At 42.2% G+C, this 23326-nt stretch carries 20 protein-coding genes; all 20 read right to left on the reverse strand.

The window, feature by feature from the left end; all coding sequences use genetic code 11:
• Nucleotides 1-396: 396 nt before the first annotated feature.
• Entirely contained in the window at nt 397-2517 is a 2121-nt protein-coding gene (locus tag D3P96_RS06825) for an LTA synthase family protein (RefSeq protein ID WP_124943632.1), read from the reverse strand.
• 64 nt (nt 2518-2581) lie between these two features.
• Nucleotides 2582-3601, reverse strand: a complete 1020-nt coding sequence (locus tag D3P96_RS06830) for a lysylphosphatidylglycerol synthase transmembrane domain-containing protein (RefSeq protein WP_124943633.1) — start codon at nt 3599-3601, stop codon at nt 2582-2584.
• Nucleotides 3601-4623 (reverse strand): glycosyltransferase family 4 protein, encoded by a 1023-nt coding sequence (locus D3P96_RS06835; protein ID WP_124943634.1) that lies wholly within the window; start codon nt 4621-4623, stop codon nt 3601-3603. Before D3P96_RS06835 ends, D3P96_RS06830 begins: the two co-directional genes overlap by 1 nt.
• Nucleotides 4616-5860 (reverse strand): glycosyltransferase, encoded by a 1245-nt coding sequence (locus tag D3P96_RS06840; RefSeq protein ID WP_124943635.1) that lies wholly within the window; start codon nt 5858-5860, stop codon nt 4616-4618. The genes D3P96_RS06835 and D3P96_RS06840 overlap by 8 nt, the downstream gene beginning before the upstream one ends.
• Nucleotides 5861-5988: 128 nt before the next feature.
• A complete protein-coding gene (gene pyrE / locus D3P96_RS06845; RefSeq protein WP_124943636.1) occupies nt 5989-6633 on the reverse strand; it encodes an orotate phosphoribosyltransferase in 645 nt (214 codons plus the stop codon).
• Nucleotides 6634-6635: 2 nt separating this feature from the next.
• Nucleotides 6636-7352 (reverse strand): orotidine-5'-phosphate decarboxylase, encoded by a 717-nt coding sequence (gene pyrF, locus D3P96_RS06850; protein ID WP_185696117.1) that lies wholly within the window; start codon nt 7350-7352, stop codon nt 6636-6638.
• A 55-nt stretch (nt 7353-7407) separates the two neighbouring features.
• A complete protein-coding gene (gene carB / locus D3P96_RS06855; protein ID WP_124943637.1) occupies nt 7408-10587 on the reverse strand; it encodes a carbamoyl-phosphate synthase large subunit in 3180 nt (1059 codons plus the stop codon).
• A complete protein-coding gene (locus D3P96_RS06860) occupies nt 10580-11662 on the reverse strand; it encodes a carbamoyl phosphate synthase small subunit (protein WP_124943638.1) in 1083 nt (360 codons plus the stop codon). The genes carB and D3P96_RS06860 overlap by 8 nt, the downstream gene beginning before the upstream one ends.
• Before the next feature lie 9 nt (nt 11663-11671).
• A complete protein-coding gene (locus D3P96_RS06865; protein WP_124943639.1) occupies nt 11672-12961 on the reverse strand; it encodes a dihydroorotase in 1290 nt (429 codons plus the stop codon).
• 1 nt (nt 12962) lies between these two features.
• Nucleotides 12963-13862, reverse strand: a complete 900-nt coding sequence (locus D3P96_RS06870) for an aspartate carbamoyltransferase catalytic subunit (protein WP_124943640.1) — start codon at nt 13860-13862, stop codon at nt 12963-12965.
• A gap of 237 nt (nt 13863-14099) precedes the next feature.
• Nucleotides 14100-14417: a hypothetical protein gene (locus D3P96_RS06875; RefSeq protein WP_124943641.1), complete on the reverse strand. Its 318-nt coding sequence runs from the start codon at nt 14415-14417 to the stop codon at nt 14100-14102.
• A 68-nt stretch (nt 14418-14485) separates the two neighbouring features.
• Nucleotides 14486-15844, reverse strand: coding sequence for a phosphoglucosamine mutase (gene glmM, locus D3P96_RS06880; protein WP_124943642.1), 1359 nt, complete (start codon nt 15842-15844; stop codon nt 14486-14488).
• A gap of 2 nt (nt 15845-15846) precedes the next feature.
• Entirely contained in the window at nt 15847-16836 is a 990-nt protein-coding gene (locus tag D3P96_RS06885) for a CdaR family protein (protein WP_124943643.1), read from the reverse strand.
• Between the two features lie 3 nt (nt 16837-16839).
• The gene (gene cdaA, locus D3P96_RS06890; protein ID WP_185696118.1) at nt 16840-17667 is read right to left on the reverse strand and encodes a diadenylate cyclase CdaA; all 828 of its coding nucleotides are present in this window, start codon (nt 17665-17667) and stop codon (nt 16840-16842) included.
• Nucleotides 17668-17676: 9 nt separating this feature from the next.
• Nucleotides 17677-19743 (reverse strand): Na+/H+ antiporter, encoded by a 2067-nt coding sequence (locus D3P96_RS06895; protein WP_124943644.1) that lies wholly within the window; start codon nt 19741-19743, stop codon nt 17677-17679.
• An 18-nt stretch (nt 19744-19761) separates the two neighbouring features.
• A complete protein-coding gene (gene murB, locus D3P96_RS06900; RefSeq protein WP_124943645.1) occupies nt 19762-20658 on the reverse strand; it encodes a UDP-N-acetylmuramate dehydrogenase in 897 nt (298 codons plus the stop codon).
• A 13-nt stretch (nt 20659-20671) separates the two neighbouring features.
• Entirely contained in the window at nt 20672-21211 is a 540-nt protein-coding gene (locus D3P96_RS06905; protein ID WP_124943646.1) for a 3'-5' exonuclease, read from the reverse strand.
• A 3-nt stretch (nt 21212-21214) separates the two neighbouring features.
• Nucleotides 21215-21724, reverse strand: coding sequence for a GNAT family N-acetyltransferase (locus tag D3P96_RS06910; protein WP_124943647.1), 510 nt, complete (start codon nt 21722-21724; stop codon nt 21215-21217).
• On the reverse strand, nt 21708-22193 hold the full coding sequence (tsaE, locus tag D3P96_RS06915; RefSeq protein ID WP_124943648.1) for a tRNA (adenosine(37)-N6)-threonylcarbamoyltransferase complex ATPase subunit type 1 TsaE: 486 nt from the start codon (nt 22191-22193) through the stop codon (nt 21708-21710). The genes D3P96_RS06910 and tsaE overlap by 17 nt, the downstream gene beginning before the upstream one ends.
• Before the next feature lie 99 nt (nt 22194-22292).
• Nucleotides 22293-23279: a phosphate acetyltransferase gene (gene pta, locus D3P96_RS06920; RefSeq protein ID WP_124943649.1), complete on the reverse strand. Its 987-nt coding sequence runs from the start codon at nt 23277-23279 to the stop codon at nt 22293-22295.
• Between the last annotated feature and the right edge of the window lie 47 nt (nt 23280-23326).

The raw sequence follows: 23326 nt of genomic DNA on the forward strand, positions 1-23326 counted from the left end.
ATATGAAGAAAGGTTTCAAAAGCTTGATATTACTCAATTTTTCTTTTTGTTGTTTAACAGATTGTTAAACGAATTTACTAGCGAATTGACTTCGCAAATGTTTGCACCAAATAAATTTGGTGACCCTACACATTTGTTTATATCGAAACGATATTCAGTTTTCAATGATCTACTTATTGTTTAGAAGAAATATTTGTTTCCCTCAGACAACTTAAACTATACTACACATGTTTGATTTGTTTGTCAACACTAGTTTAGAAGGAATTTGAAACTCACTTCGCATTGATGTTACCAAAAAACCCAACTCAATTAATATACCCGAATCTTACGTTCAGGTCAATTGTTTTTTTACAAAAAAAACTCACACATTAAATGTGTGAGCTTTTCATTTTAAATTTACCGGCTACTTGCTACGGCTTCAGGAATTGTTTGTGGCTTACCACCCAATTCTGGCGCATCTGTATCGTATTCCGGAATCTTGCCGCCATTCTTTTGCATAGCTGAAGTTGGCTTTTTCTTTTCCAGATCCTTCAATGACTTTAAGGTATCATTCTTCTTATAAGAATAGTCCTTAGGATCATCTTGTTTATATCCTGCTAGCTTATGGAAACGTAACAAATCTCCCGTTTGGACTTGATCCGAGTACGTCAAACTATCATTAACATAGTTTTGATCACTCTCAATGATTACTTGAGCACGTGGATCTTCCTTGGGGTTAATTTTTGTTCCCGTTGAAGTCACATAGTAATTCCCGCCATACTTCACGTAATTCTTTGAGACAAAGTTACCATTACGGAAAGGCACAACCTGCTTATTATTCTTAGCCAATAGGTCTTGTCCAAATTGAATATTATTAGCTGTTGAGATTCCCAAAAGGTGCATCAACGTTGGCATAACATCAATTTCACCACCATAGGTATGGTTAATACCACCCTTTAGACCTGGTGAATGAATAATCAATGGGACCTTTTGCCAATTAGCAAGATCATAAGGTGTCACTGAATCTTTACCTAATAGCTTAGCAATGGCCTTAGGATGGTTCTCAGAAATACCATAGTGATCCCCATACAAGACAATCACAGTATTGTCATACATCCCTGACTTCTTCAAATAGTTTTCGAATTCACCAAAGGCTTGATCAAGATAACGTGCCGTTTGGACATATCCATCAACAGTCTTATCCCCAGTATCAGTCTTGTTGATTGAAACATTCTTCTTATCAAGATCGTATGGATAGTGGTTCGTCACTGTAATAACCTTTGAATAGAACGGTTGTGGCAACTGATCAAGGTACTGAGACGCATCCTTAAGGAAAATCTTATCCTTCATTCCATAACCGATATTGTAATCATCTTTATTAGCACCCTTATAGAATGGCTTACTAAAGAAATAATCGTAACCCCAGTTCTTATAGGTATTATCGCGATTCCAGAAACTAGCGACATCCCCATGGAAGGCAGCTGTCGTATATCCGCGTTGATCAAGCATGTTTGGTACTGCTTGATACGTATTTGTTGAACCATAGTTAACCATGGCTGCCCCAGAGGCAGTTCCATATAACCCGTTTTCAAGCATATTTTCTGCATCAGCCGTCTTACCTTGACCAACTTGGTTATAGAAATTATCGAATGAAATTGAGTTTTGATCGTGATAGAAACGATTAATGTTTGGCGTTACTGGTTCTCCATCGACTTTATAATCAATCAAGAATTGTTGGAATGACTCCAGGTGGAACATGACCACGTTCTTACCCTTAACTGTCCCATAGTATTGGGCGTTAGGCATTGTGTTATTTGATTTAACGAATTTTTCGATTTTCTCAAGGTTCTTAGGAGTTGCCTGCTTTTTAACTTCAGCCGTCTTGTGCGTCTTATAGATATTATAAGCAGCATATTCGTTTAACCCCAGATACTTAACAATATAATTATTATCAAAAGTTCGCACTAACAGACCAGAACGGTCACTTTCCGAGAGTCCATACCCTACAAACATAAGGGCGACCCCCAACAAAGTCGTCAACCCGGCAACCCAACGGCGTACCACATGACGATTTACGTGGATAAGCTTAAAGACAATCAGCAAAGTCAGAATGATAATATCTGCGAATACTAGGAAATCAGTTGGGTCAATAATCCCACCAAGGGCCTTACCCAAATTATTTCCGGCTGAACTTCCAGAATTAATAATATTCAATGATAAGAAGTCCGAGAATTCACGATAGTACAAAATATTTGAAAACAGCCAAATTGATTGCACTAAATTCATAAAGAGCATCGTCCAATACGATGCGCGTCCCTTAAAATACAACCCAATACTCAATAAAATAATTGCAGTTGGGATTGGATTAAAGAACAACAAAAATTCTTGCATCGGCCCTTTAGCCCCGAGACTAAAGTCGTGCTGATAAACCATGTATGTTTTAAGCCAAACAAAGAACACGTTTAACAGGAAAAAGCCCATGGTTGAATTAAATAGATATGCACCACCCTTTTTGGCGGTTTGTATAACACGTTCCATGTTTACTTTGCTCCATTCAATATAAATAATACTTACCACTTTAAGGAAACTATTTTAAAAGAACCTAATGCTTTGATAATTTTTTTGACGTTGCAGGTATACTGAACGCAAAAATTCCCGCAAACATACCAAAGTAGTAGGTAATCAGACGCCACAAAATCATGGCAATCACAAGTTGGGCGTGGGTTGGTAGAAATTGACTAAATAAGACTGAAAAACCAATTTCAGCACCACCAGCACCACCAGGAATTGGGAACAATGAAATCACCATCACAATTAACACGTTTAGTGCCATCACTAAGGCAATGTTTACATGGGTTGCCCCTAATCCCAACAAGATAAAGTACGGAATGAGATAGTACACAAACAATTGCACAAACGTGACACAGATTGCTTGAATCACAGGTTTCACATTCTTCCGCATTAAGTCACTTTCTTCGTGGAAGTTTGCAATTTTGTCTTCTAGGACAACTTGCCATTCTTGTGCCTTCTTAGGTGAAAAAGGATGTACCATTTTAATAAATAGCTTAACTAACGTATCCGTTGACTTCGGCCAGTACATAATCATCAACAGGCCAACAATGACAAAGAGATGAATTAGGAACCCTAAAATTAAGACAACTGTCCATGCGTGAATCTTATCAATCAGGTACTGATACCCCACTAATAATGCCATCAGGAAATTAATTACAATCATCCCCTGATAAATAATGAACTTCATTGTTAAAATCGATCCACCTCGGCCAACATCAATCCCGGATTGGGCTAACGCAACCAATTGCATGGGTTGTCCCCCCGCAGCAAATGGTGTAATTCCATTACCAAGCTGTTCAACTAAGGGCACACGAATCGCATCGCGCCAAGTGATTTGCTCATCTGCATCGTCAACAAAAATTTTGACAACCACTGCTTCCAATAGCAGATAAACAATCATCGCCACCAACGCTAAAATCAGCCAACCCCAATGTGCACCAGCAATACTACTAGCGAATTGAGCCCAGCTGACATCACGAAATGACCACCAAAAAATCACCCCACCTAGGGCTAACATACAAAAGAAAACGAGGACATTCTTTCTTGACATTACTTTACCTCAGCCTGTTCTGTATAAAATTTTTCCCAAATCTTGGCAACATTATCAGCAGAATAACGTTCAGAAGCTGCCAAAGCATCTGATGATAGCTTTTCACGTAATGCTGAATCAGAAGCAATGTTTTGCAACGCTTGTTGCATTCCTGCACGATCCTTGGCGGGCAAATAATATCCATCGATAATTGCTTTATACAAATCTAAATCACGTAAAACCGTAGGCGTGCCTGTACTAAATGCCTCTAATGCCGACATTGGGAACAGTTCTGTATAACTAGGCAACAAAAAGACGTCGGCCAAATTATAGTAACCATTCATTTCGCTGCGATCGACAATACCTGGAAACTTCAAGTTGGCTGGTGGATTGTCGACAATTTTTTTCAATTCTTCGTAACCGGCGGTCATTGCACCAAAAGAAAAACCGCCCACCCAGACAAATTGCCATTGTGGGTTCGCTTCAGCTAATTTAATAAAATCAAACACACCTTTACGTTCTTGCACTTGTCCTACGCCTAATACCACAAAATCATCCGGCTGGTAGCCTTGCTTCTCACGTAAAGCCTCCCGCTCAGCTGTTGGCATTGGGAAAAAGGTCTCTTTTGAAACGAAGTTTGGAATGTATGTGACTTTGTCACGCTTTACACCTAGGTTGACCAATTTATCAATAAACGTTGGATTTACGACCACAAGGTGGTCCATGCGCTTATAAAAGGTCATTACATACCAGTAAAATAGCTTTTTAATTGGTCCTGGTAGACTGATTGAGTCTTCCAGTGTTTCGGGCAAAAAATGCACGTAGCCCAACTTACGACCACGACCAGGTAGAAATGTACTCATAAAATAGGTCGGGTTAATCGTATGATAGTGGCTAATATCTGTCTTTTTATAACTATTAAATCGAAGGTCAAATTCTTTAGGGAACTTTTCCTCCAACAAATTAACAAGTTCACGGTAAGCAGAACCGACGCCTTGACCAGGAACCGTTTCTGCTGCTGAAAACATCGTAATTTTAATCATCTTGATCTCTCCTAAACGGATGCAAAAATGAACGAACATAGGCAGCGTTATTTTTTTCTGCCGTATCATCATCATCGTCATCATGATAAATGGTTAAAGCTTCGCGATAAAAATCAATCATTCGATGACCGAACGTGCGCTCATCAATTTCATGGAGAATCGCATCACGCTCACTTGGATCACCAATAACAGTACCCGATGCTTTCGCATTTAAATAGCGAACAATCGGTTCTGCTAACTGATTAGGCTTATCAACTAAGGTCCCAATACTAGGGTCAATGACAATGCCATCCATATAGTCACTATGCATGGCAACAACCGGCGTATCAGCTGTAATTGATTCAATAAAGGTAATTCCTTGTGTTTCAGAGACTGACGCTGAAGCAAAAACATCGCCGAGGCGGTAATAACTATATACTTCCTCATGCTTAACTTCACCCACAAAAATAACACTCTCCTGAATGCCTAAGTCGACAGTCTGCTTTTCTAGTGCTGAACGAGCAGGTCCCTCACCAACTATCACTAATTTAGCCTCAGGAATTTGTTCTAAGACTTTCGCAAAAGCGTTGATGACATCATCAATATCCTTTTCGAAGGCCACACGTCCAATTGACATGACAATTGGGGTTTCCGGCGTAAGACCGAGTGGTTCATACAACTCCTGACTATGATCTTCGTCAGGCGCATGCGCCACGCGGACCCCCGTTGGAATAATCACAATTGGGGTTTCCACCTTATATTGTTTTAACGTGTCATATGTTTGCTTTGACGGTGATACAATCCCCGTCATGCCATGCATGAAGTACCGGGCAATGACGGCAACGCCACCTGGCTTAATAATTTTACCATTCGCAATATAGTGCAAATAATCTTCATAATTTGTATGAAAAGTATGTACAATTGGAATCTTCATTTGTCGGGCTACAAATTTACCAATCATCCCCAAAGAAAACTCAGTTTGGGTATGGACAATGTCAAGTTTTAAGTCTTTTGCAATTTGAAGAGCTTGGAATCCTCCGCGATAAGTCATTCGGCGATCTTTAAACCAAACAAATGGCACACTTGAAAAACGATAAATATGCGGTTCGTTTGCTTTTTTTGAAACTTTAGGGTCGGTCGACGTGAAAATATACACCTGATGCCCTTGTGCTTCAAGTTGTTCTTTTAGGGTTTTAATTGAAGTTGCGACCCCAGAAACTTGCGGAAAATAAGTATCCGTGAATAATCCGATATTCATACACAATCACCTTTCACAAAAATTCATTCATTGTTCTATTTTAACAGTAAATGCCCTAAAGGTATAGTTACTCAATGCTGACCAAACAAAAAAACAGCCCTAGCATCTTGCTAGAACTGCATAAATCATTAATTTGAATGCTTTTCACTCCAAGCACTTGGATCAACACGCCAATCTTGCAAAACTGCCAAATCAGCATCTGACATTTGACCTGAGGCCTTTTCAACCTCCAAAAGGGCTGAATAAGTTGTCAACGGTGCAAAGTCTGTCTTAGCAGCAGCAAAGTTCTTATCGGCAGCTGGCAATTCATAAGAGAAAATTGACAGCACCCCAGCAACTTCACTTCCTTCACGACGAACAGCATCAACGGCACCAAGGACTGATCCACCAGTTGAAATCAAATCATCAATCAAGACAACTTGATCTTGATCTGAAAGAACCCCTTCGATTTGCTTACCAGCGCCATGATCCTTTGGCTTTGAACGAACATAAACCATTGGCAAGTCCAAAACTTCCGCTACCCACGCTGCGTGCGGAATTCCAGCAGTGGCAACGCCACCAATAACTGTCGCGTTTGGGTACTTTTCTTTAACCAATTCAGCTAATCCATTGGCAATCAATTGACGCACCTTAGGAAAACTAATCGTCTTACGATTGTCGGTATAGATTGGGCTCTTCAAACCTGATGCCCAAGTAAAGGGATCATTTGGTTGTAACTTAACGGCTTGAATGTCTAATAATGCTTGTGCAACTTCTTTTTTATAATTTGTCATGATTAAGCTCCTTGTGTAAATTCCGAAACAACTTGTTGATAGGCAGCAACCGGATCGGTAGCCTGTGTAATTGAACGACCAACGACAATCCCGTCAGCCCCCATTGCCTGGGCACGCCCTGGTGTCACCACGCGACTCTGGTCACCAACTGCATCGCCAGCTAACCGAATTCCTGGCGTGATTGATAGAAAACCAGCACGGGTCGCATCGTGAATCATTTGTGATTCGAAAGCAGATGAAATCGTCCCTGCTAAACCAGCTTCGTCAGCTAATTTAGCTAGATGCGTAACAGACTCTGCCATGGATGCTTCCACTAACTGGGTGGCTTGCATTGAAGCTTCTGAAAATGATGTTAATTGGGTAATGCCAAGTAATTTAGGCGCTTGCACACCAACTGCTTGAGCCCCCTCATCCGCACCAGCAACAGCAGCTTGCATCATTTCAACCCCACCTGCTGTATGAATCGTTAGGTAGTCAATATCTAAGCGGGCTAGGTTTCGGGCAGCATGCCCAACCGTATTGGGGATATCATACAACTTCAAGTCCAAGAAAACGGTGAACCCAGCAGCTTTAACAGCTTCTACAAACGCAGGGCCTTCACGATAAAAGAGTTCCATTCCAATTTTAACAGCTGGGCGAACATCATCAGGGAATTGGTTTAAGAAATCCCAAGCTAAAGCTTCATTCTCGAAATCAAGGGCAATAAATACGTTATTCATCAGCAAGCTCCATTCTTTTGATATGTATGCCGGTCGAAACCGGCGGTTTTAAGCATTATTTCATAGATTCAACGTCGAATGAACGTGCTTCTAGCACACGCAACAAGGCTGAAACTGTATCCAAGTTCGTAAACAATGGGATTGCATTTTCAATCGCTGTGTTACGAATCATACGACCATCATTTTCTGCTGATTCATCAGCTTGTGTTGTGTTAATCACAATTTGCAAGCGTCCATCGCGAATTGCAGTAACGGGGTTGTTTTCTGATTCAGAAATCTTGTCCAAAACTTGGACGCGCAAACCATTATCAGCGAACAACTTACCTGTTCCTTCAGTTGCGACCAACATATAACCTAATTGGTCAAAACGCTTAGCCAAAGCCAAAGCTTCTGGCTTATCGTCATTTGCGACTGTGAAGAGCACGGTTCCAAATTCAGGAATCTTGATGTTTGAGGCTTCAAAGGCCTTATACAAAGCCTTTTCATACGTTTTATCTGATCCCATCACTTCACCAGTTGACTTCATTTCAGGTCCAAGCAATGAATCCACCATTGGCAACTTCGTGAATGAGAAGATTGGCGCCTTAACGTGCACGTCGTCAGTCTCTGGAATCAAGCCTGTTTCAAAGCCCATGTCCGTCAATTTTTCACCTAGCATCACGCGTGTTGCTAACTGTGCTAACTTCAAGTGTGTCACCTTTGAGATGAATGGCACAGTACGTGAAGCACGTGGGTTCACTTCGATCACGTACGCTGTATCATCATGGATAACAAATTGGACGTTCATCAAGCCAACTGTGTTCAATGAGCGTGCCAACGCAATTGAAGCAGCTGTCATTTCATCCTTTACCTTTTGTGACAAAGATTGTGATGGGTAAACTGACATTGAGTCTCCTGAGTGAACTCCGGCACGTTCAATGTGTTCCATGATTCCAGGAATCACTGCAGTTTCACCGTCAGACAAGACATCCACTTCTGCTTCTTGACCAACCAAGTATGAGTCAATCAATACGGGGTGATCATTTGAAACTTGCACAGCTCGGTCCATGTAATCTGCCAATTCTTCTGAATTAGCAACAATTTCCATGGCACGCCCCCCCAAAACGTATGATGGACGGACAAGGACTGGGTAACCAATTTCTTCAGCTGCTGCTAAGGCACCTGGCACAGTTGTCGCTGTCTTACCAACTGGTTGTGGTAAGTTCAATGACTTAATCACTTGGTCAAATTCTTCACGGTCTTCAGCTCGATCCAAATCAGCAACCGTTGTTCCCAAAATGTTAACGCCATTTTGCGCAAGCGGTGCTGCCAAGTTAATTGCCGTTTGACCACCAAATTGCACCACAACACCCTTAGGTTGTTCAAGTTCAATGACGTTCATAACATCTTCAAGTGTTAGCGGTTCAAAGTAAAGCTTATCAGAAACTGAGAAGTCAGTTGAAACGGTTTCAGGATTTGAATTCATGATAATGGCTTCATAACCCTCAGCTTGAATCGCCTTAACTGCATGCACAGTCGCATAATCGAATTCCACACCTTGTCCGATACGAATAGGTCCTGAACCCAAAACCAAAACGCTTTCGCGGTCTGACTTTTCTGATTCATTCACCTTCTCATACGTTGAGTAGAAGTATGGTGTTTGTGATTCGAATTCGGCCGCAACCGTATCAACCATCTTATAAACAGGTGTCACATTATTCCGTTCACGCAAAGTCTTTACTTCGTGTTCAGTCATGCCCCAAAGTCCAGCAATCGTCTTATCGGCAAATCCATTCTTCTTCGCTTGTTCCAAAACCGCAACATCACCAACGCTCGTTTGCAATTCTTGTTCGATTTCAATAATGTGGAGCAACTTATCAAGGAAGAACAAATCAATCTCAGTACGATCATGGATTGCTTCAGGTGTTACACCACGACGCAAAAGTTCCGCAATCATGAAGAGACGGTCATCACGAGCTGGCATCAAGGCATCCAACAAATCTGCATCAGTTGTCCCTTCAAAGCGCATGTCATCTAAGCCCGTTACCCCAATTTCAAGTGAACGAACCGCCTTGTTCATGGCTTCTTCAATGTTACGTCCAATGGCCATAACTTCACCAGTAGCCTTCATTTGGGTTCCAAGTCGACGATCAGCCGTCACGAACTTATCGAATGGCCAACGTGGAATTTTAACGATAACGTAGTCCAAAGCTGGTTCGAATTCCGCCATTGTCGTTCCAGTAACTGGGTTGGTGATTTCATCCAATGTCAACCCAACCGCAATCTTAGCAGCCATCTTGGCAATTGGGTATCCTGTTGCCTTTGAAGCCAAAGCTGAAGAACGTGAAACACGAGGGTTCACTTCGATGATGTAATACTTGTATGACTTTGGATCCAAAGCCATTTGAATATTAACCCCACCTTCGATGTTCAAAGCACGGATAATCTTCAAAGCAGCATCACGCATCATTTGGTATTCACGGTCTGACAATGTTTGGACCGGTGCCATAACAATTGAGTCCCCTGTATGCACACCAACGGGATCAAAGTTTTCCATTGAAGCGACAATCAATGCATTATCGTCAGCATCACGCATCACTTCAAATTCAATTTCTTTAAATCCAGCGATTGAGCGTTCAATCAATACTTGTGTTACTGGTGATAATTCAAGTCCGTTTTCAGCAATTTCAACTAATTCTTGGTAGTTGTTGGCAATTCCACCACCCGTTCCACCTAATGTATAGGCAGGACGAACGATAACTGGGTATGAGTGGGTTTCCGCAAAATCAACCGCTTCATCAACCGTCGTGGCAATCGTTGATTCTGGAACTGGTTCATCCAAACGTTCCATCAAAGCTTTAAATTCTTCACGGTCTTCTGCTTCTTCAATCGCTGAAAGCTTTGTTCCCAAAAGTTCAATGCTTAACTCATCCAAGACACCGGCTTCGGCTAGGTCCTTCGCCATGTTCAAACCAGTTTGTCCACCAAGCGTTGGCAAAATGGCATCTGGACGTTCTTTACGCAAAATGCGCTCTAAGAATTCCAATGTTAATGGTTCGATATAAACTTGGTCAGCCATTTCGGTGTCAGTCATAATTGTGGCTGGGTTTGAGTTAACCAAGACAACTTCATAGCCTTCTTCTTTCAAAGACATGGCTGCTTGTGTTCCTGAATAATCAAATTCAGCTGCTTGTCCGATCACAATTGGTCCAGAACCAATTACTAAAATTTTGTGAATATCATCGCGCTTAGGCATGTGTTTGTTCCTCCTTGTGAGCGGCAATCATTTCTAGGAATTCATCAAATAGGTATTCGGCATCATGTGGGCCAGGTGCTGCATCTGGGTGGTATTGAACCGAAAAGGCTTGGTGATTCTTAAGGCGTAGTCCTTCAACAGAACCGTCATTAATTTCATATTGGGTAATTTCAAGGTTTGTCCCTGGAATAGAGTCACCATCAACCACATAACCGTGGTTTTGTGACGTAAAGTTCGTTTTACCACTGATGTTGTCCTTTACCGCGTGATTAAATCCACGGTGACCAAACTTCATCTTCTTAGTTGTGGCACCGTTGGCCAAAGCAAAGAGTTGGTGTCCCAAACAAATTCCCATGATAGGTAATTTTTCTTCTAATTCACGGATAACGTCCAAGATACCTTCGACTGACTCTGGATCACCAGGTCCATTTGAAAGCAAAACCCCATCTGGGTTTGCATCTAAGATGGTTTGGGCATCCACTGTTGCTGGGAAAACCAAGACGTTAACATTACGACGGGCCAATGAACGTAGAATTGAGTTCTTCAATCCAAAGTCAATCAATGCAATCGTTACGCCATCAGTTGGATTTACGTACATGCTCTTGCTACCAACTTCAGCCACTTGGTGCTTTGACAATTCAGCTGACTTCAAGTCAAGTAAAGTTGCATCGTTCACTTCGCTAACGATGGTTGCTTTTAGCACACCATAGTCACGTAGTTCCTTAGTTAAGGCACGTGTGTCGACCCCTGTAATTCCAGGTAAGTCATTACGTTCAGCCCATTCAGCAATTGACATTTGTGAACGCCAGTTCGATGGACGACGGGCAATTTCATGCGTAACAATCGCTGAAGCTGCGGGCTTAAATGATTCAAAATCATCGCGGTTAATACCGTAGTTTCCAATTAATGGGTAAGTAAATGTCAAAATTTGACCGTGGTAAGACAAGTCTGTGATTGATTCTTGGTAACCAGACATACCAGTGTTGAAGACTAATTCTCCAACAACGGGCTTGGTTGAGCCAAAGCCTTCACCTTCATAAATTGATCCATTTTCAAGTACGAGATAACGTTTCATGTTTGCTCCTTATTTGTCGTTTGCTGCGTCGTAAACAACTTCCCCATTCAAGAAAGTCATGCTTGTTTGACCGTAGATGTTTTCCCCAATAAATGGTGAATTCACACCCTTTGAGAGGAATTCATCAGCACGAATGGTGTGCTCGTGGTCAATATCAAATAATGCTAAGTCGGCTGTTTGTCCAACCGCTACCTTAGTTGGGGCAGCTAAGTTGAAGTCTTCAACAGGATTTTTAACCATCCAAGTGGTGAGCTCTTCCAATGTCGCCACACCTGAACGAACCAAGTGGGTATAGATAAGTTGGAAACTCGTTTCAATGCCTGTGATACCAAACGCAGCCCCCATGAATGTCCGATCCTTTTCTTCCACAGCGTGTGGTGCGTGGTCGGTTGCAATCATGTCAATTGTGCCATCTAATAATCCGCCGATGACCGCCATCCGATCTTGTGGTGCACGTAGTGGCGGATTCATCTTATACAAAGCGTTATCACCTTGAATATCAGTTTCATCCAATAGTAAGTGATGTGGTGAGACTTCCGCGGTTACATGCACCCCGTTTTGCTTGGCAATACGGACCAAGTTAACTGATTCCTTCGTTGAGAGGTGGGCAACATGATAATGTACGCCTGTGGCTTTAGCAATCACTAAGTCACGGGCTAATTGTGAAGATTCCCCAAGTGGATCCATGCCAGGTAATTCAAGTTCCGCTGAACGCTTACCTAGGTTCATCACCCCACCGTCAATCAAACTTTCATCTTCAACATGGGCAACTAATGGACGATCAACCCTCGCAGCAGCGCGCATCGCATCACGCATCGTCTTAGCGTTTTGTACACCTTTACCATCATTCGTGAAGGCAACGGCACCTGCATCAGCCAGTGCTTGAATATCATCAACTTCTTCAGAAGTTAACCCTGCGGAAATTGCAGCATACTGGTCAATGTGAATGACACCATCTTGTTGATTCAAGGCTTGCACTTGATTGAAGGTATCGACTGTACTTGGCACGGGGTTTAAGTTTGGCATAGCCAAAACCGTTGTAAATCCGCCCCGCGCAGATGCTTGAGACCCCGTCTTAATGGTTTCCTTATATTCAAACCCAGGCTCACGGAAATGAACGTGGACATCAACCAGCCCTGGCATTAAGAGTTGGCCTTTCGCATCAATCACGCGATCGGTCTTTACCATCAACTTTGGTGCCATCTCAGCAATTTTACCATCGCGAATGACAACATCAGTTTGAATTAAATCATTATCATGGAGCACAACACGTGCATTTTTAATTTTTAAGCTAGACATTTTAATCCTCCCCAATTGCGTTCAAGATTGCCATTCGTGCGTACACACCGTTGCGCATTTGCTCGAAAATTCTTGATTTATCTGATTCAACCAACTCATCGGCAATTTCAACATCACGGTTTACCGGAGCTGGATGCATGATGATGGCTTGTGGTGCTAATTGATCATAACGGTCTTTGGTTAATCCATAGTTAAAGTGATAATTCATCGCTGAGAACCCAGCGTTTTCAACCGTTTCAATACGTTCATGTTGTACACGGAGGAACATCACGACATCTTGTTGATCTAAATCATCATCAATCCCAACATATGTCCCATATTGGTCAAATTCAGTTGGATACCAGTTTTCAGGACCTGAGAAAGTGATGATTGCGCCAAGGCGTTGTAAGATTTCAGCATTTGAACGCGCGACACGTGAATGTGATAAATCACCAATGATGCGGACCTTCAAACCATCAAAATGTCCAAACTCTTCATAAATGGTCATGAGGTCGAGTAAACTTTGTGAAGGATGTTGTCCGTTCCCATCTCCAGCATTCACAAGATGTGGCATCAGGTCAGAATGCTCGGCTAGCAGTGGTTCGTACCAGTCATTCAAACTGTGTCGGATAACGGCAACTTCGACCCCTAATGCGCCAAGTGTTTTCAACGTATCGCTGAGGCTTTCACCCTTTTGCGTTGAACTGCTGCCAGGATCAATCATGATGCGTTCCCAGCCCATTTTAACTTCTGCAACTTGAAAACTTGATTGCGTTCGCGTTGAATTTTCAAAGAATAAGTTTGCAACCAATTTTGCTGGTGCTGTTGGCGTCGCTTCGCCTGACTTATAAGCCAATCCATTTTGAATGAGACGCATAATCGCATCTGTTGATAAATCATTTAAGTTCACAAAATCGTGCATCCTGTATCCTCCTATGCAAAAAAGTCCGGGAACATAAGAGTTCCCGGACTTTTCAATAATTGCAGTAAAAATGTCCCAGTAATGTGGGAACTATTTATGTCAATTGATTCAAAAACCAAACCCTTGTTAGCCTCTCTGGACTCGATATTAAAAGGTCAATCGTTGTTGTATTAAATATAACACCTTTACCAACATTAGTAAACGTTTTAACACTAAAAAATTAAGACGTAAAACATTTTAACTAACTTTGTTTTCAATTAAAATTTGTTGTACTAATTGCTCCATTTCTGGTGTGCGCTCCCACTCTTCATAATGATCAATCGCGATTTCTGCTGGAATTTCAAAATGTTCGTTCACGTATTTTTCGTATTGTTGCACACTATTTGAATGTGGAATATTTAACTTTAGAATCCGGACTTCTTGAATCATCTTCTCTTCAACGGCATATTCAGCCTGTCCGTTATGCAATAGATTCCCAATTTCTTTATACTTTGACCCATCTAAGCGAGTAATTTCTTCAATGATGTCCAAAGTTTGAAAACCTGCTTTTGTCATGTTCTGCCTCTTCTACTCTAAATAAAAAAGCTGAGAAGCACTCAGCTTTTATTTTTAATCAATTGGGGTTATGCAACACCAACAGTTTGTTCAACAACCGCTACAATTTGTTCTGCGTATTGTTGGGCCGCTTCATCAGTTGGTGCTTCAACCATCACACGTAACAAGTCTTGGGTTCCAGATGGGCGCACAAGCACACGTCCATTGCCGTTCATGTCTTGTTCAACAGCGGCAATACTTGCTTGAATTTCTTCATTTTGCAAAGCAGCCTTCTTATCTTGAACCCGGACATTAATCAAAACTTGTGGGTACGTGGTCATTTGTGCCGCCAATTCTGACAATGGCTTACCCGTTGCCTTCATGACATGCAACAATTGCAAGGCGGTCAATAGGCCATCCCCTGTGTTTGCCCAATCCAAGAACACAACGTGACCAGATTGTTCGCCACCTAGGTTGTATCCTGACTTCACCATTTCTTCAACCACGTAACGGTCACCAACATCAGTTTTAACTGACTTGATACCGTTTTCTTCCATGGCTTTGTACATCCCAATATTAGACATAATGGTTGTCACAATCGTATCCTTCTTCAAACGACCGTTTTCGTCAAGATACTTTCCAATGATAAACATAATCTTATCACCGTCAACAATTTCACCATTTTCATCAACTGCAATCAAACGATCACCGTCTCCATCAAAAGCCAACCCTACTTGTGCACCCTTTTCAAGGGTAAACGCTGAAATAGCTTCAGGATGGGTTGAACCAACACCAGCGTTGATGTTCAATCCATCAGGATTAGTGGCCATTGTCTCAAATTCTGCACCCATGTCAGCAAATAGACTTGTGACAAGTCCAGATGTTGCTCCATTGGCAGCATCAATTGCAATGTGCATACCATCCAAGCTGTCAGGAATTGTTGTTTGCAAGTATGACAAGTACTTACCGGCACCTTCAGGGAAGTTTGAAACAGATCCAAGCCCCTCAGCTGAAGGACGTGGTAAGTCATCAACTGGTGCATCCAATAGCTTTTCAATTTCGCCTTCAATTTCATCAGATAGCTTAAAACCATCTGAACCGAAAAACTTGATTCCGTTATCTTCAGCTGGGTTGTGTGAAGCCGTAATTTGGACACCAGCGTCTGCTTGTTGCGCCTGCACAAGATAAGACACACCTGGTGTTGAAATCACACCAAGACGTAGAATTTCAATTCCCACTGAAAGCAATCCAGCAACCAAGGCTGACTCAAGCATTTCCCCTGAAATTCGTGTATCACGTCCGACAATCACACGGGCTTGGCGATCTTGTGCGTGTTGCGTTAAGACAGCACCGCCCATGCGCCCAAGTCGAAAGGCAAGTTCTGGTGTGAGTTCCTTATTGGCAATCCCACGTACCCCATCTGTTCCAAAATAATGTAAATCTACCATAATTAATTTTGCTCCTTAGGTGTCACTTGCACCTGTACTTTTTCTGGGTCAATTTTAACGTTCTTGATTGCGGTTGGTTTAACCGTCAAGGATTGCTTAGTGTGAATATTTTTCACATCAATTGGCACCGTAATTGACTTGATTCCTTCGATATCTTTCATTTTACCATTAATTGTCAATTCATTCACGTTTGCCGAAAACTCATAATCTTTAGCATCCCCGTTTTCAACGTTGAATTTAATTGGTACTTGGCGGCTACCTTCGCCTCCAATTACTGGTAAGTCAACCGTTGTGACTTGTGGTGAAATTGCCACGTTAACGGGCTTACCATGTTCATCTAAGGCTTGCAAAGTTACATCCTGATGAATACTCTTCTTGGTATCACGTGGTACTTTCACAACTGCAACCACACTTTGAACAGCCTGCACAACATCAGTAGTTCCCATCACTTCAACGTTATGCACACTTGAAGTAACTTTACCAACATGATAGCCGTTGGCAATCGCCTGGCTATCATACTTAGTTTGAACAGTATAATTTGAAACGGCCTTTTTTGCAATGTCTACAGAAATATCAGCTGGTTCAATCGTATACGTTAAATCATTACTGATGCCCGAAGCCTTTAACTTAATCGTATGGCGCCCCTCATTCAAATGTTTCAGATCTGCATAAACTTGAAAGTTTTTAGTGTTTTTTGCTGAAGTAACTAACGCTGGTGAACCAGCAACCGAGATTTTCACCGTTTCCGGCGCACCAGAAACATAATAATCATCTGTATTAATCCCATTCAATTGCAAAGGTACTGAGAAGGTTTCCCGTTTCTTAGAAATCAACCCCACTGCACCATCTTTGAGTCCCTTGGGCGTTTTATCAGTTGACTGTACATTTCGCGTGATACTACTATCATGTTGTCCGTTAACATACGCTGCTAACAAGATTGCCAAAATCAAACTTGTGATGAGATAGCCAAATTTACTTAATTTCGAATTCATGCGCTAATCCCCCTGCTTAAAGCCATTCAAGAAGTGTGAAAGCCATGTTTGCTTTTCATCATCTTGATTTGGTAGCAACTGACGTTCCAAATACTTCATATAATCTTCACGTGACAAATCTTGCATTAATTCAGCATTTCGCGTGATTGTGACGCCACCTGTTTCTTCAGAAACAACAATCGTTAAGGCATCCGTCACTTCAGAAATCCCCATCGCAGCTCGATGACGGGTTCCTAACTCTTTTGGAATCATGGGGTTGTCAGAGAGCGGGAAGTACGCTGCAGCAACTGCCAAACGTAAATCCTTAATGATGACAGCTCCATCATGCAAAGGAGTATTCGGAATAAAGGTTTGAATTAGCAGTTGGCTCGACAGATCACCATCAATCTTAATTCCGGTCTCCATGTATTCTTCAAGACCAGTCTCCATCTCAATCGTTATTAAAGCCCCAATATGTCGCTTTGACATGTATTGTATGGCTTCATCAAGTGCCGTGATTAAATTACGTTCATCATTGTCATTGGCACGATTCTTGAACAAAGCCGAACGGCCTAGGTGTTCGAGTCCACGTCGGATTTCAGGTTGGAAAATCACCACCATCGCGATGACACCCCAATTAATAATTTGGTCAGTCAACCATGAAATCGTACTTAAATCAAAGTACCAACTCACTACCTTGACCACGACCACAACCCCAACACCACGTAGCAAGGTAATCGCTTTTGTCCCACGAATCATCATAAAAAGTCGATAAATTAACCACCATACGATTAAGACATCAACAATTTGTGTGACCTTTATCTCACTTAAAAAGTTCATAATTTGCGTCATTCTTTGCCCCTATTCGCTATCTTGTGCTAAATAACTCGCTTCATCTAAATTAATATTTTGTCGAATGTCGATGGCACTTTTGTCATCAATAAACCCAGCTTCATACAAATGTTCCAAAGCTGAACGTTGGGCTGTATACCCTTTCAACGCCAACTCACGCCGTAACGCTGTGGCACTCTTTTTGTTGACGGTCTTTACATTCCGATGCTGATTGGCTAAACGTGAATGGAAAAGGACCTTGAGATGTTTAATGGCTGTGGTTTCAGTACGATTCATCGTACCGGCATGAACTTGAGCATAGTCTGTCATCGCTGCTAAACCAGCCTGTGCAGTTGCCTGCGCGGCTAAAGCGTACTCAGCACGAAGTGTGTCTGAATCATTATGACTCACCCAAATTCGGATTGCTCGCATCGCCTTACGCCAAAGATGTTCTAAATTAAACTTATTTTGTCGCTGTGAGCGCACCCGTACAGTCTCCGATAAATCCTCCTCAATCCGATCTAATCGGCGACTTTCACTATCGTAGACCAGTGGGCTAATCTGATGGTCTGCCTGCAATTTTGTAAGTGCTTCACGTTGCGCATTGAGCGCAATCATTCGGAACTTCAATTCGGTCCGCAAAATCTTTTGTAACTTATCCTCTTGCAACGAATGCATCTGAATCCGTCGAATCTTAGTGTAATAACTACTCAAGACATCGTAGACAATGCTGGCATTACTCGTCTTCAACTCATGTTCTAATTCACCAACCGCGGTTTGCAAAACATATGTATGCGCACGCGACTCTGACATATGCTTTGCGACATCTAGCGGTGGTGTTATTTTTTTCTTAGGTTTAGCGGGTTTTGCCAACAACGGTAACAAAATAATCGCCGCCAAGAGTGAGATGACAATCACCATTGCCGCAATAAAGAGCATCATGCTCCGATCAGGGAATGGTGCGCCACTATCCAATACAGCAGGTACTGAGAGCACCCCAGCCATTGTCACCGCACCACGAACTCCAGTTAGTCCAGCCATAAAGGCATTCTTCCATGACAAAACGGTACTTTCAACGCGCCGTTTCTCCCAAATTTGGTTCAAATACGACCAAACGACCCGAATCATAAAAATTAAGAACCAAGTTAGAAAGGCGTACAAGAATAACATCGAAATTGGCACAACTTGATTATTATCCGCATGCACATTAATGGCTACCGGTAATTCAATTCCGAGCAAAATAAAGATAAATCCATTCATCAGGTAGCTAAATACTTGCCAAGTCGTTCGGTTGACCAAATAGTACTCACCGCTCGTCGCACGATTATCTTTAACTTGCAGATTTTGGACAATTGCCGCAATCACTACGGCAATAACCCCAGAAGCATGTACCCCTTCAGCAATTTGGTAAATCAAAAATGGCGTCAAAATATTGGTCACCACATTAACGACCGCATTCGTTGCCTGCTCTTGCATTAACCAATTCTGCAAGCGCGTAATCAACATCCCCAAGGCAATCCCAATCAACGCGCCAATTAAAGTCATATACAGAAAATCAGATGTCGCATGGAACAAGGAAAATGTCCCTGACACCGTCGCGGCAATGGCGAACTTAAAGGCCACCAACCCACTCGCATCATTAATCAGACTTTCGCCGGAAACTAGGTGCATTAACGCCGGTGGTAATTTCGTTTCTTGTCCAATTGATGCGACTGCGACTGGATCAGTTGGCGATAAAATTGCAGCAATCGCAAAGGCCACTGACAGCGGCATCGATGGAATCAACCAATAAATACCATACCCACCAATAATCGTTGTTAAGAACACCAATAAAATGGCATTTCCAAAAATGGGACCTCTTAAATTCCAAAGCTCGCGTTTTGGGAAATTCCAGGCGTCCGAATATAGTAAGGGCGCTACAAATAACAGCATAAACCAATGACTATCTAGGTTGATTTTCACCCCAAAGAAAACCGCAATGAACAAGCCCAGTGCAATTTGAATCAAACTGACTGGAACACGTTTTAAGAAATGTGAAAGTACATTTCCAATCAGCACTAAAAGGGTTAACCCAATAATTGTCTCCAGTATTGCCATACAGTAGCTCTCCTTACCTTATTCGCCTAGAATGCGTACCTCTGGTTCTAAGTTAACTTGATATTGTTCATGGACGACATCTTGCACGTGCTTAATCACTGCCACATAATCCGAACCAGTTGCTTGACCCTTGTTCACAATAAATCCAGCGTGCTTAGTTGACACTTGCGCGCCCCCAACTTGAAAGCCTTGCAACCCGGCATCCATGATTAACTTTCCAGCAAAATATCCTTCAGGACGCTTAAAGACTGATCCACATGATGGATACTCTAAAGGCTGCTTGCTAGCACGGCGATCATTAAAGTCTTCCATGCGCTCCGCAATATTCGCTTTAGCATCTGGAATCAATTTAAATGTGGCACTGACAATGATTTCACCCGTTCCTTGCACGGCTGAATGGCGGTAGCCAAAGTCTAATTCTTGACGTGTATATGTCTTCAAAGTCCCTGATGGCGTCAAAACCACGGCCTCTAATAGGCAGTCATCAACCTGGCCACCATAAGCTCCCGCGTTCATATACACCGCACCACCAACAGACCCTGGAATTCCAGCTGCCCATTCTAGTCCGGCTAAATCATGTTCACAAGCAACTTGAGCAGTATCAATAATCGCTGCTCCAGCGGCAGCTGTAACGGTGGTCTCATCAACCGTAATATCAGTCAAACGCGTCAAGAAAACCACTAAACCGCGTAACCCTTGGTCAGTAATAATCAAGTTAGATGCATTTCCTAAAACAGTGATTGGGACGCCTTGATTCTGCGCATAACGTGTGACATCACGTAATTCATTTAAGTTACGGGGCCAAAAAATCCAATCAGCAGGACCTCCGACACGGGTGTTGGTATATGTTGACAAAGCTTGATTTTGCTTAATATCAAAACCTGGGAACTCCCGAATTAAGTTTAATTCTTGCATAAGACAGCCTTTCTTAAATCACTTTAACAAGGGGCTTAATTTGATCAACCCCAAATTCATTTGCTTCATGTACTAAAATTTGTGCCGCCGCCACAGTATCATCTAACGCATTGTGATGATGCATCAAATCAATATCTAAGGCTTGCGAAACAGTATCTAACTTATGATTAGGTAACTGTGGATAAAGTTTACGCGACGTCCGAACAGTATCTAATGAAAGATAGTGCGCTGGTTGCATCCCATAATGGGTCAAACTCGCCTTTAACACCCCATTATCAAAGGGCGCATTATGCGCAATCACTAATTGCTCTGGTGTATAAAATTGTTTGATTTGTTGCCAAACCTCAGGAAATGTTGGTGCATCCGCCACGTCTTCCGGATGAATCCCATGAATTTGAATATTGCGCCGTTCAAACGTCACATCATCATCTGGTTTAATCAGGCTATAAAACTCATCCACCAACTGATTATCGCGAATCACGGCGATTCCTAATGAAACAGCACTATGCCGTTGCCCACTGGCTGTTTCAAAATCCATTGCAATAAAATTCATATGCTAATCCCCCTCTGTCACATCCAGTTGCATGGTTTGTATTGGCCATGCCGTCGTTTGTTCATCTTGTTGCGCATTTGGAGCAACTGAAAAACCTAACTTTTCGTAGATATGTATGGCTGCCGCATTACGTTTTTGCACAACTAACCCTAATTGGTTAACCGTACTATACGTGACACCCCAATCAATCAGTTCCGCAACTAACCCCTGTGCTAACCCGTAGCCTTGATATGCCTTTAGCACAGCAACACCCACTTCGGCCACCTTTGGATCATCCAATAAAGCTGTGGCTGTCGCAATTCCGTATAAATGATTGGCCTCATCCGCAACCACTAACATTAAATTATTTGTCGTTTGCTGAATCGCCGTGATATTCTGGGCTTCCGTAATGGCATCCACCGTATCAAGATCTTGCGTAATACAAAATGTATCTGATTCTTGTGCTAATTGGCGTAATAACGCTAATAAATTAGCACTATCTTCCGGCTCGGCTAGCCTAATCATCAATTCCATAAGTTTGCTCCAACTGGTTTAAAATTTGTTGTGAATGACTCCCAGTTGCAGTCACTTCAATCTTTCTTTGATCAATTTGATCGTGCGTATCAGTCCGCGTTAGGGTCACGTTTAAAACGTCACTTGGCAGATCAGGCTGAATAAATTCAGACCATTCAACTAAACTAACGCTCTCTGGGTTAAAATATTCAGCTAATCCCAAATCATCGGCCCCACCTTCTTCACCCAAACGATAAACATCTAAGTGATATAACATGAACTCCGGCGTTTGATACTCGCGTACTAAAGTAAACGTCGGACTTTTAACGGGACGTTTAATCCCTAACGCACGGGCAAACCCCTGCGTAAAAGTCGTTTTACCAGCGCCCAAATCACCATGCAGTAAGATGGTCGTTCCCGGCGTCACTAATTGTGCTAATGTTTTTGCTAATTTTTGTGTCGTTTCGACAGATTCACTATTCACTATCATAATTTTTAGTATATCATTTTTTTCTAAACTGAGCGCCATTTTCACTGACATCAACAAAAAAACTAGCAAAGCAATTCCTCGCTTCACTAGTTTGAACGTTTACTTATCAGCATCAAGGGCTTGTGCAGCTGTAATAATGGCTACCTTGTAAACATCTTCTTCGTTGCAGCCACGTGAAAGGTCTGAGATTGGCTTAGCAAGACCTTGCAAAACCGGACCAATTGCTTCAAAACCACCCAAACGTTGCGCAATCTTGTAACCAATATTTCCTGATTGTAAATCTGGGAAGACAAACACATTGGCATGTCCTGCAACGTCTGAATCTGGCGCCTTTGAGGCGGCAACTGATTCAACGAAAGCAGCATCAAATTGTAGTTCACCATCAACGGCTAGGTCTGGTGCTAACTTGTGAGCAATTTCAGTTGCTTCAGCAACCTTTTCAACTTGTGGCGCCTTGGCAGAACCCTTAGTTGAGAAACTTAGCATTGCTACCTTTGGATCAATCCCAAAGACTTGGGCTGTTTCAGCAGATTGTACCGCAACTTCAGCCATCGTTTGCGCATCCAAGTCGATGTTAATCGCACAGTCAGCAAAGACATAGCGTTCTTCACCACGTTGCATCACGAAGGCACCTGAAATACGTGAAGAACCTGGCTTTGTCTTGATAATTTGTAAGGCTGGACGCACTGTATCACCGGTTGGGTGAGTTGCACCAGAAACCATACCATCAGCAAGATCAAGGTAAACCAACATTGTTCCAAAGTAGTTTTCATCCTTCAACCACTTTTCAGCGGTTGCTTCATCAGTCTTACCATTACGGCGCTTGACCAATTCTTCAATCATGATATTCATCAAGTTTTCATCACAATCTTCAGGATCGAGAATCTTGACGGTTTGTAAATCATAATTCTTGGCGGCAGCAACTTCTTCAATTGATGACTTATTTCCAAGGACCGTTACCTCAACCAAGGCCTCTTCTGCTAAACGTACTGCAGCACCAAGGACACGTGCATCAGTTCCTTCAGGGAAAACAATGCGCTTTCCTTGACCTTTGATTTTTTCTGATAATTGTTCAAAAAGTTCCATTATGTCAGCCTCCAAAAAATTTGTTGATATACAATTTATATCTCTAT

The sequence above is a fragment of the Weissella viridescens genome (assembly GCF_003862435.1).
Lineage (GTDB): Bacteria > Bacillota > Bacilli > Lactobacillales > Lactobacillaceae > Weissella > Weissella viridescens_A.

Coding starts and splice junctions, on each gene's coding strand:
- D3P96_RS06825 (WP_124943632.1), bottom strand. CDS start 2,517: ATGGAACGTGTTATACAAACCGCCAAAAAGGGTGGTGCATATCTATTT.
- D3P96_RS06830 (WP_124943633.1), bottom strand. CDS start 3,601: ATGTCAAGAAAGAATGTCCTCGTTTTCTTTTGTATGTTAGCCCTAGGT.
- D3P96_RS06835 (WP_124943634.1), bottom strand. CDS start 4,623: ATGATTAAAATTACGATGTTTTCAGCAGCAGAAACGGTTCCTGGTCAA.
- D3P96_RS06840 (WP_124943635.1), bottom strand. CDS start 5,860: ATGAATATCGGATTATTCACGGATACTTATTTTCCGCAAGTTTCTGGG.
- pyrE (WP_124943636.1), bottom strand. CDS start 6,633: ATGACAAATTATAAAAAAGAAGTTGCACAAGCATTATTAGACATTCAA.
- pyrF (WP_185696117.1), bottom strand. CDS start 7,352: ATGAATAACGTATTTATTGCCCTTGATTTCGAGAATGAAGCTTTAGCT.
- carB (WP_124943637.1), bottom strand. CDS start 10,587: ATGCCTAAGCGCGATGATATTCACAAAATTTTAGTAATTGGTTCTGGA.
- D3P96_RS06860 (WP_124943638.1), bottom strand. CDS start 11,662: ATGAAACGTTATCTCGTACTTGAAAATGGATCAATTTATGAAGGTGAA.
- D3P96_RS06865 (WP_124943639.1), bottom strand. CDS start 12,961: ATGTCTAGCTTAAAAATTAAAAATGCACGTGTTGTGCTCCATGATAAT.
- D3P96_RS06870 (WP_124943640.1), bottom strand. CDS start 13,862: ATGCACGATTTTGTGAACTTAAATGATTTATCAACAGATGCGATTATG.
- D3P96_RS06875 (WP_124943641.1), bottom strand. CDS start 14,417: ATGACAAAAGCAGGTTTTCAAACTTTGGACATCATTGAAGAAATTACT.
- glmM (WP_124943642.1), bottom strand. CDS start 15,844: ATGGTAGATTTACATTATTTTGGAACAGATGGGGTACGTGGGATTGCC.
- D3P96_RS06885 (WP_124943643.1), bottom strand. CDS start 16,836: ATGAATTCGAAATTAAGTAAATTTGGCTATCTCATCACAAGTTTGATT.
- cdaA (WP_185696118.1), bottom strand. CDS start 17,667: ATGACGCAAATTATGAACTTTTTAAGTGAGATAAAGGTCACACAAATT.
- D3P96_RS06895 (WP_124943644.1), bottom strand. CDS start 19,743: ATGGCAATACTGGAGACAATTATTGGGTTAACCCTTTTAGTGCTGATT.
- murB (WP_124943645.1), bottom strand. CDS start 20,658: ATGCAAGAATTAAACTTAATTCGGGAGTTCCCAGGTTTTGATATTAAG.
- D3P96_RS06905 (WP_124943646.1), bottom strand. CDS start 21,211: ATGAATTTTATTGCAATGGATTTTGAAACAGCCAGTGGGCAACGGCAT.
- D3P96_RS06910 (WP_124943647.1), bottom strand. CDS start 21,724: ATGGAATTGATGATTAGGCTAGCCGAGCCGGAAGATAGTGCTAATTTA.
- tsaE (WP_124943648.1), bottom strand. CDS start 22,193: ATGATAGTGAATAGTGAATCTGTCGAAACGACACAAAAATTAGCAAAA.
- pta (WP_124943649.1), bottom strand. CDS start 23,279: ATGGAACTTTTTGAACAATTATCAGAAAAAATCAAAGGTCAAGGAAAG.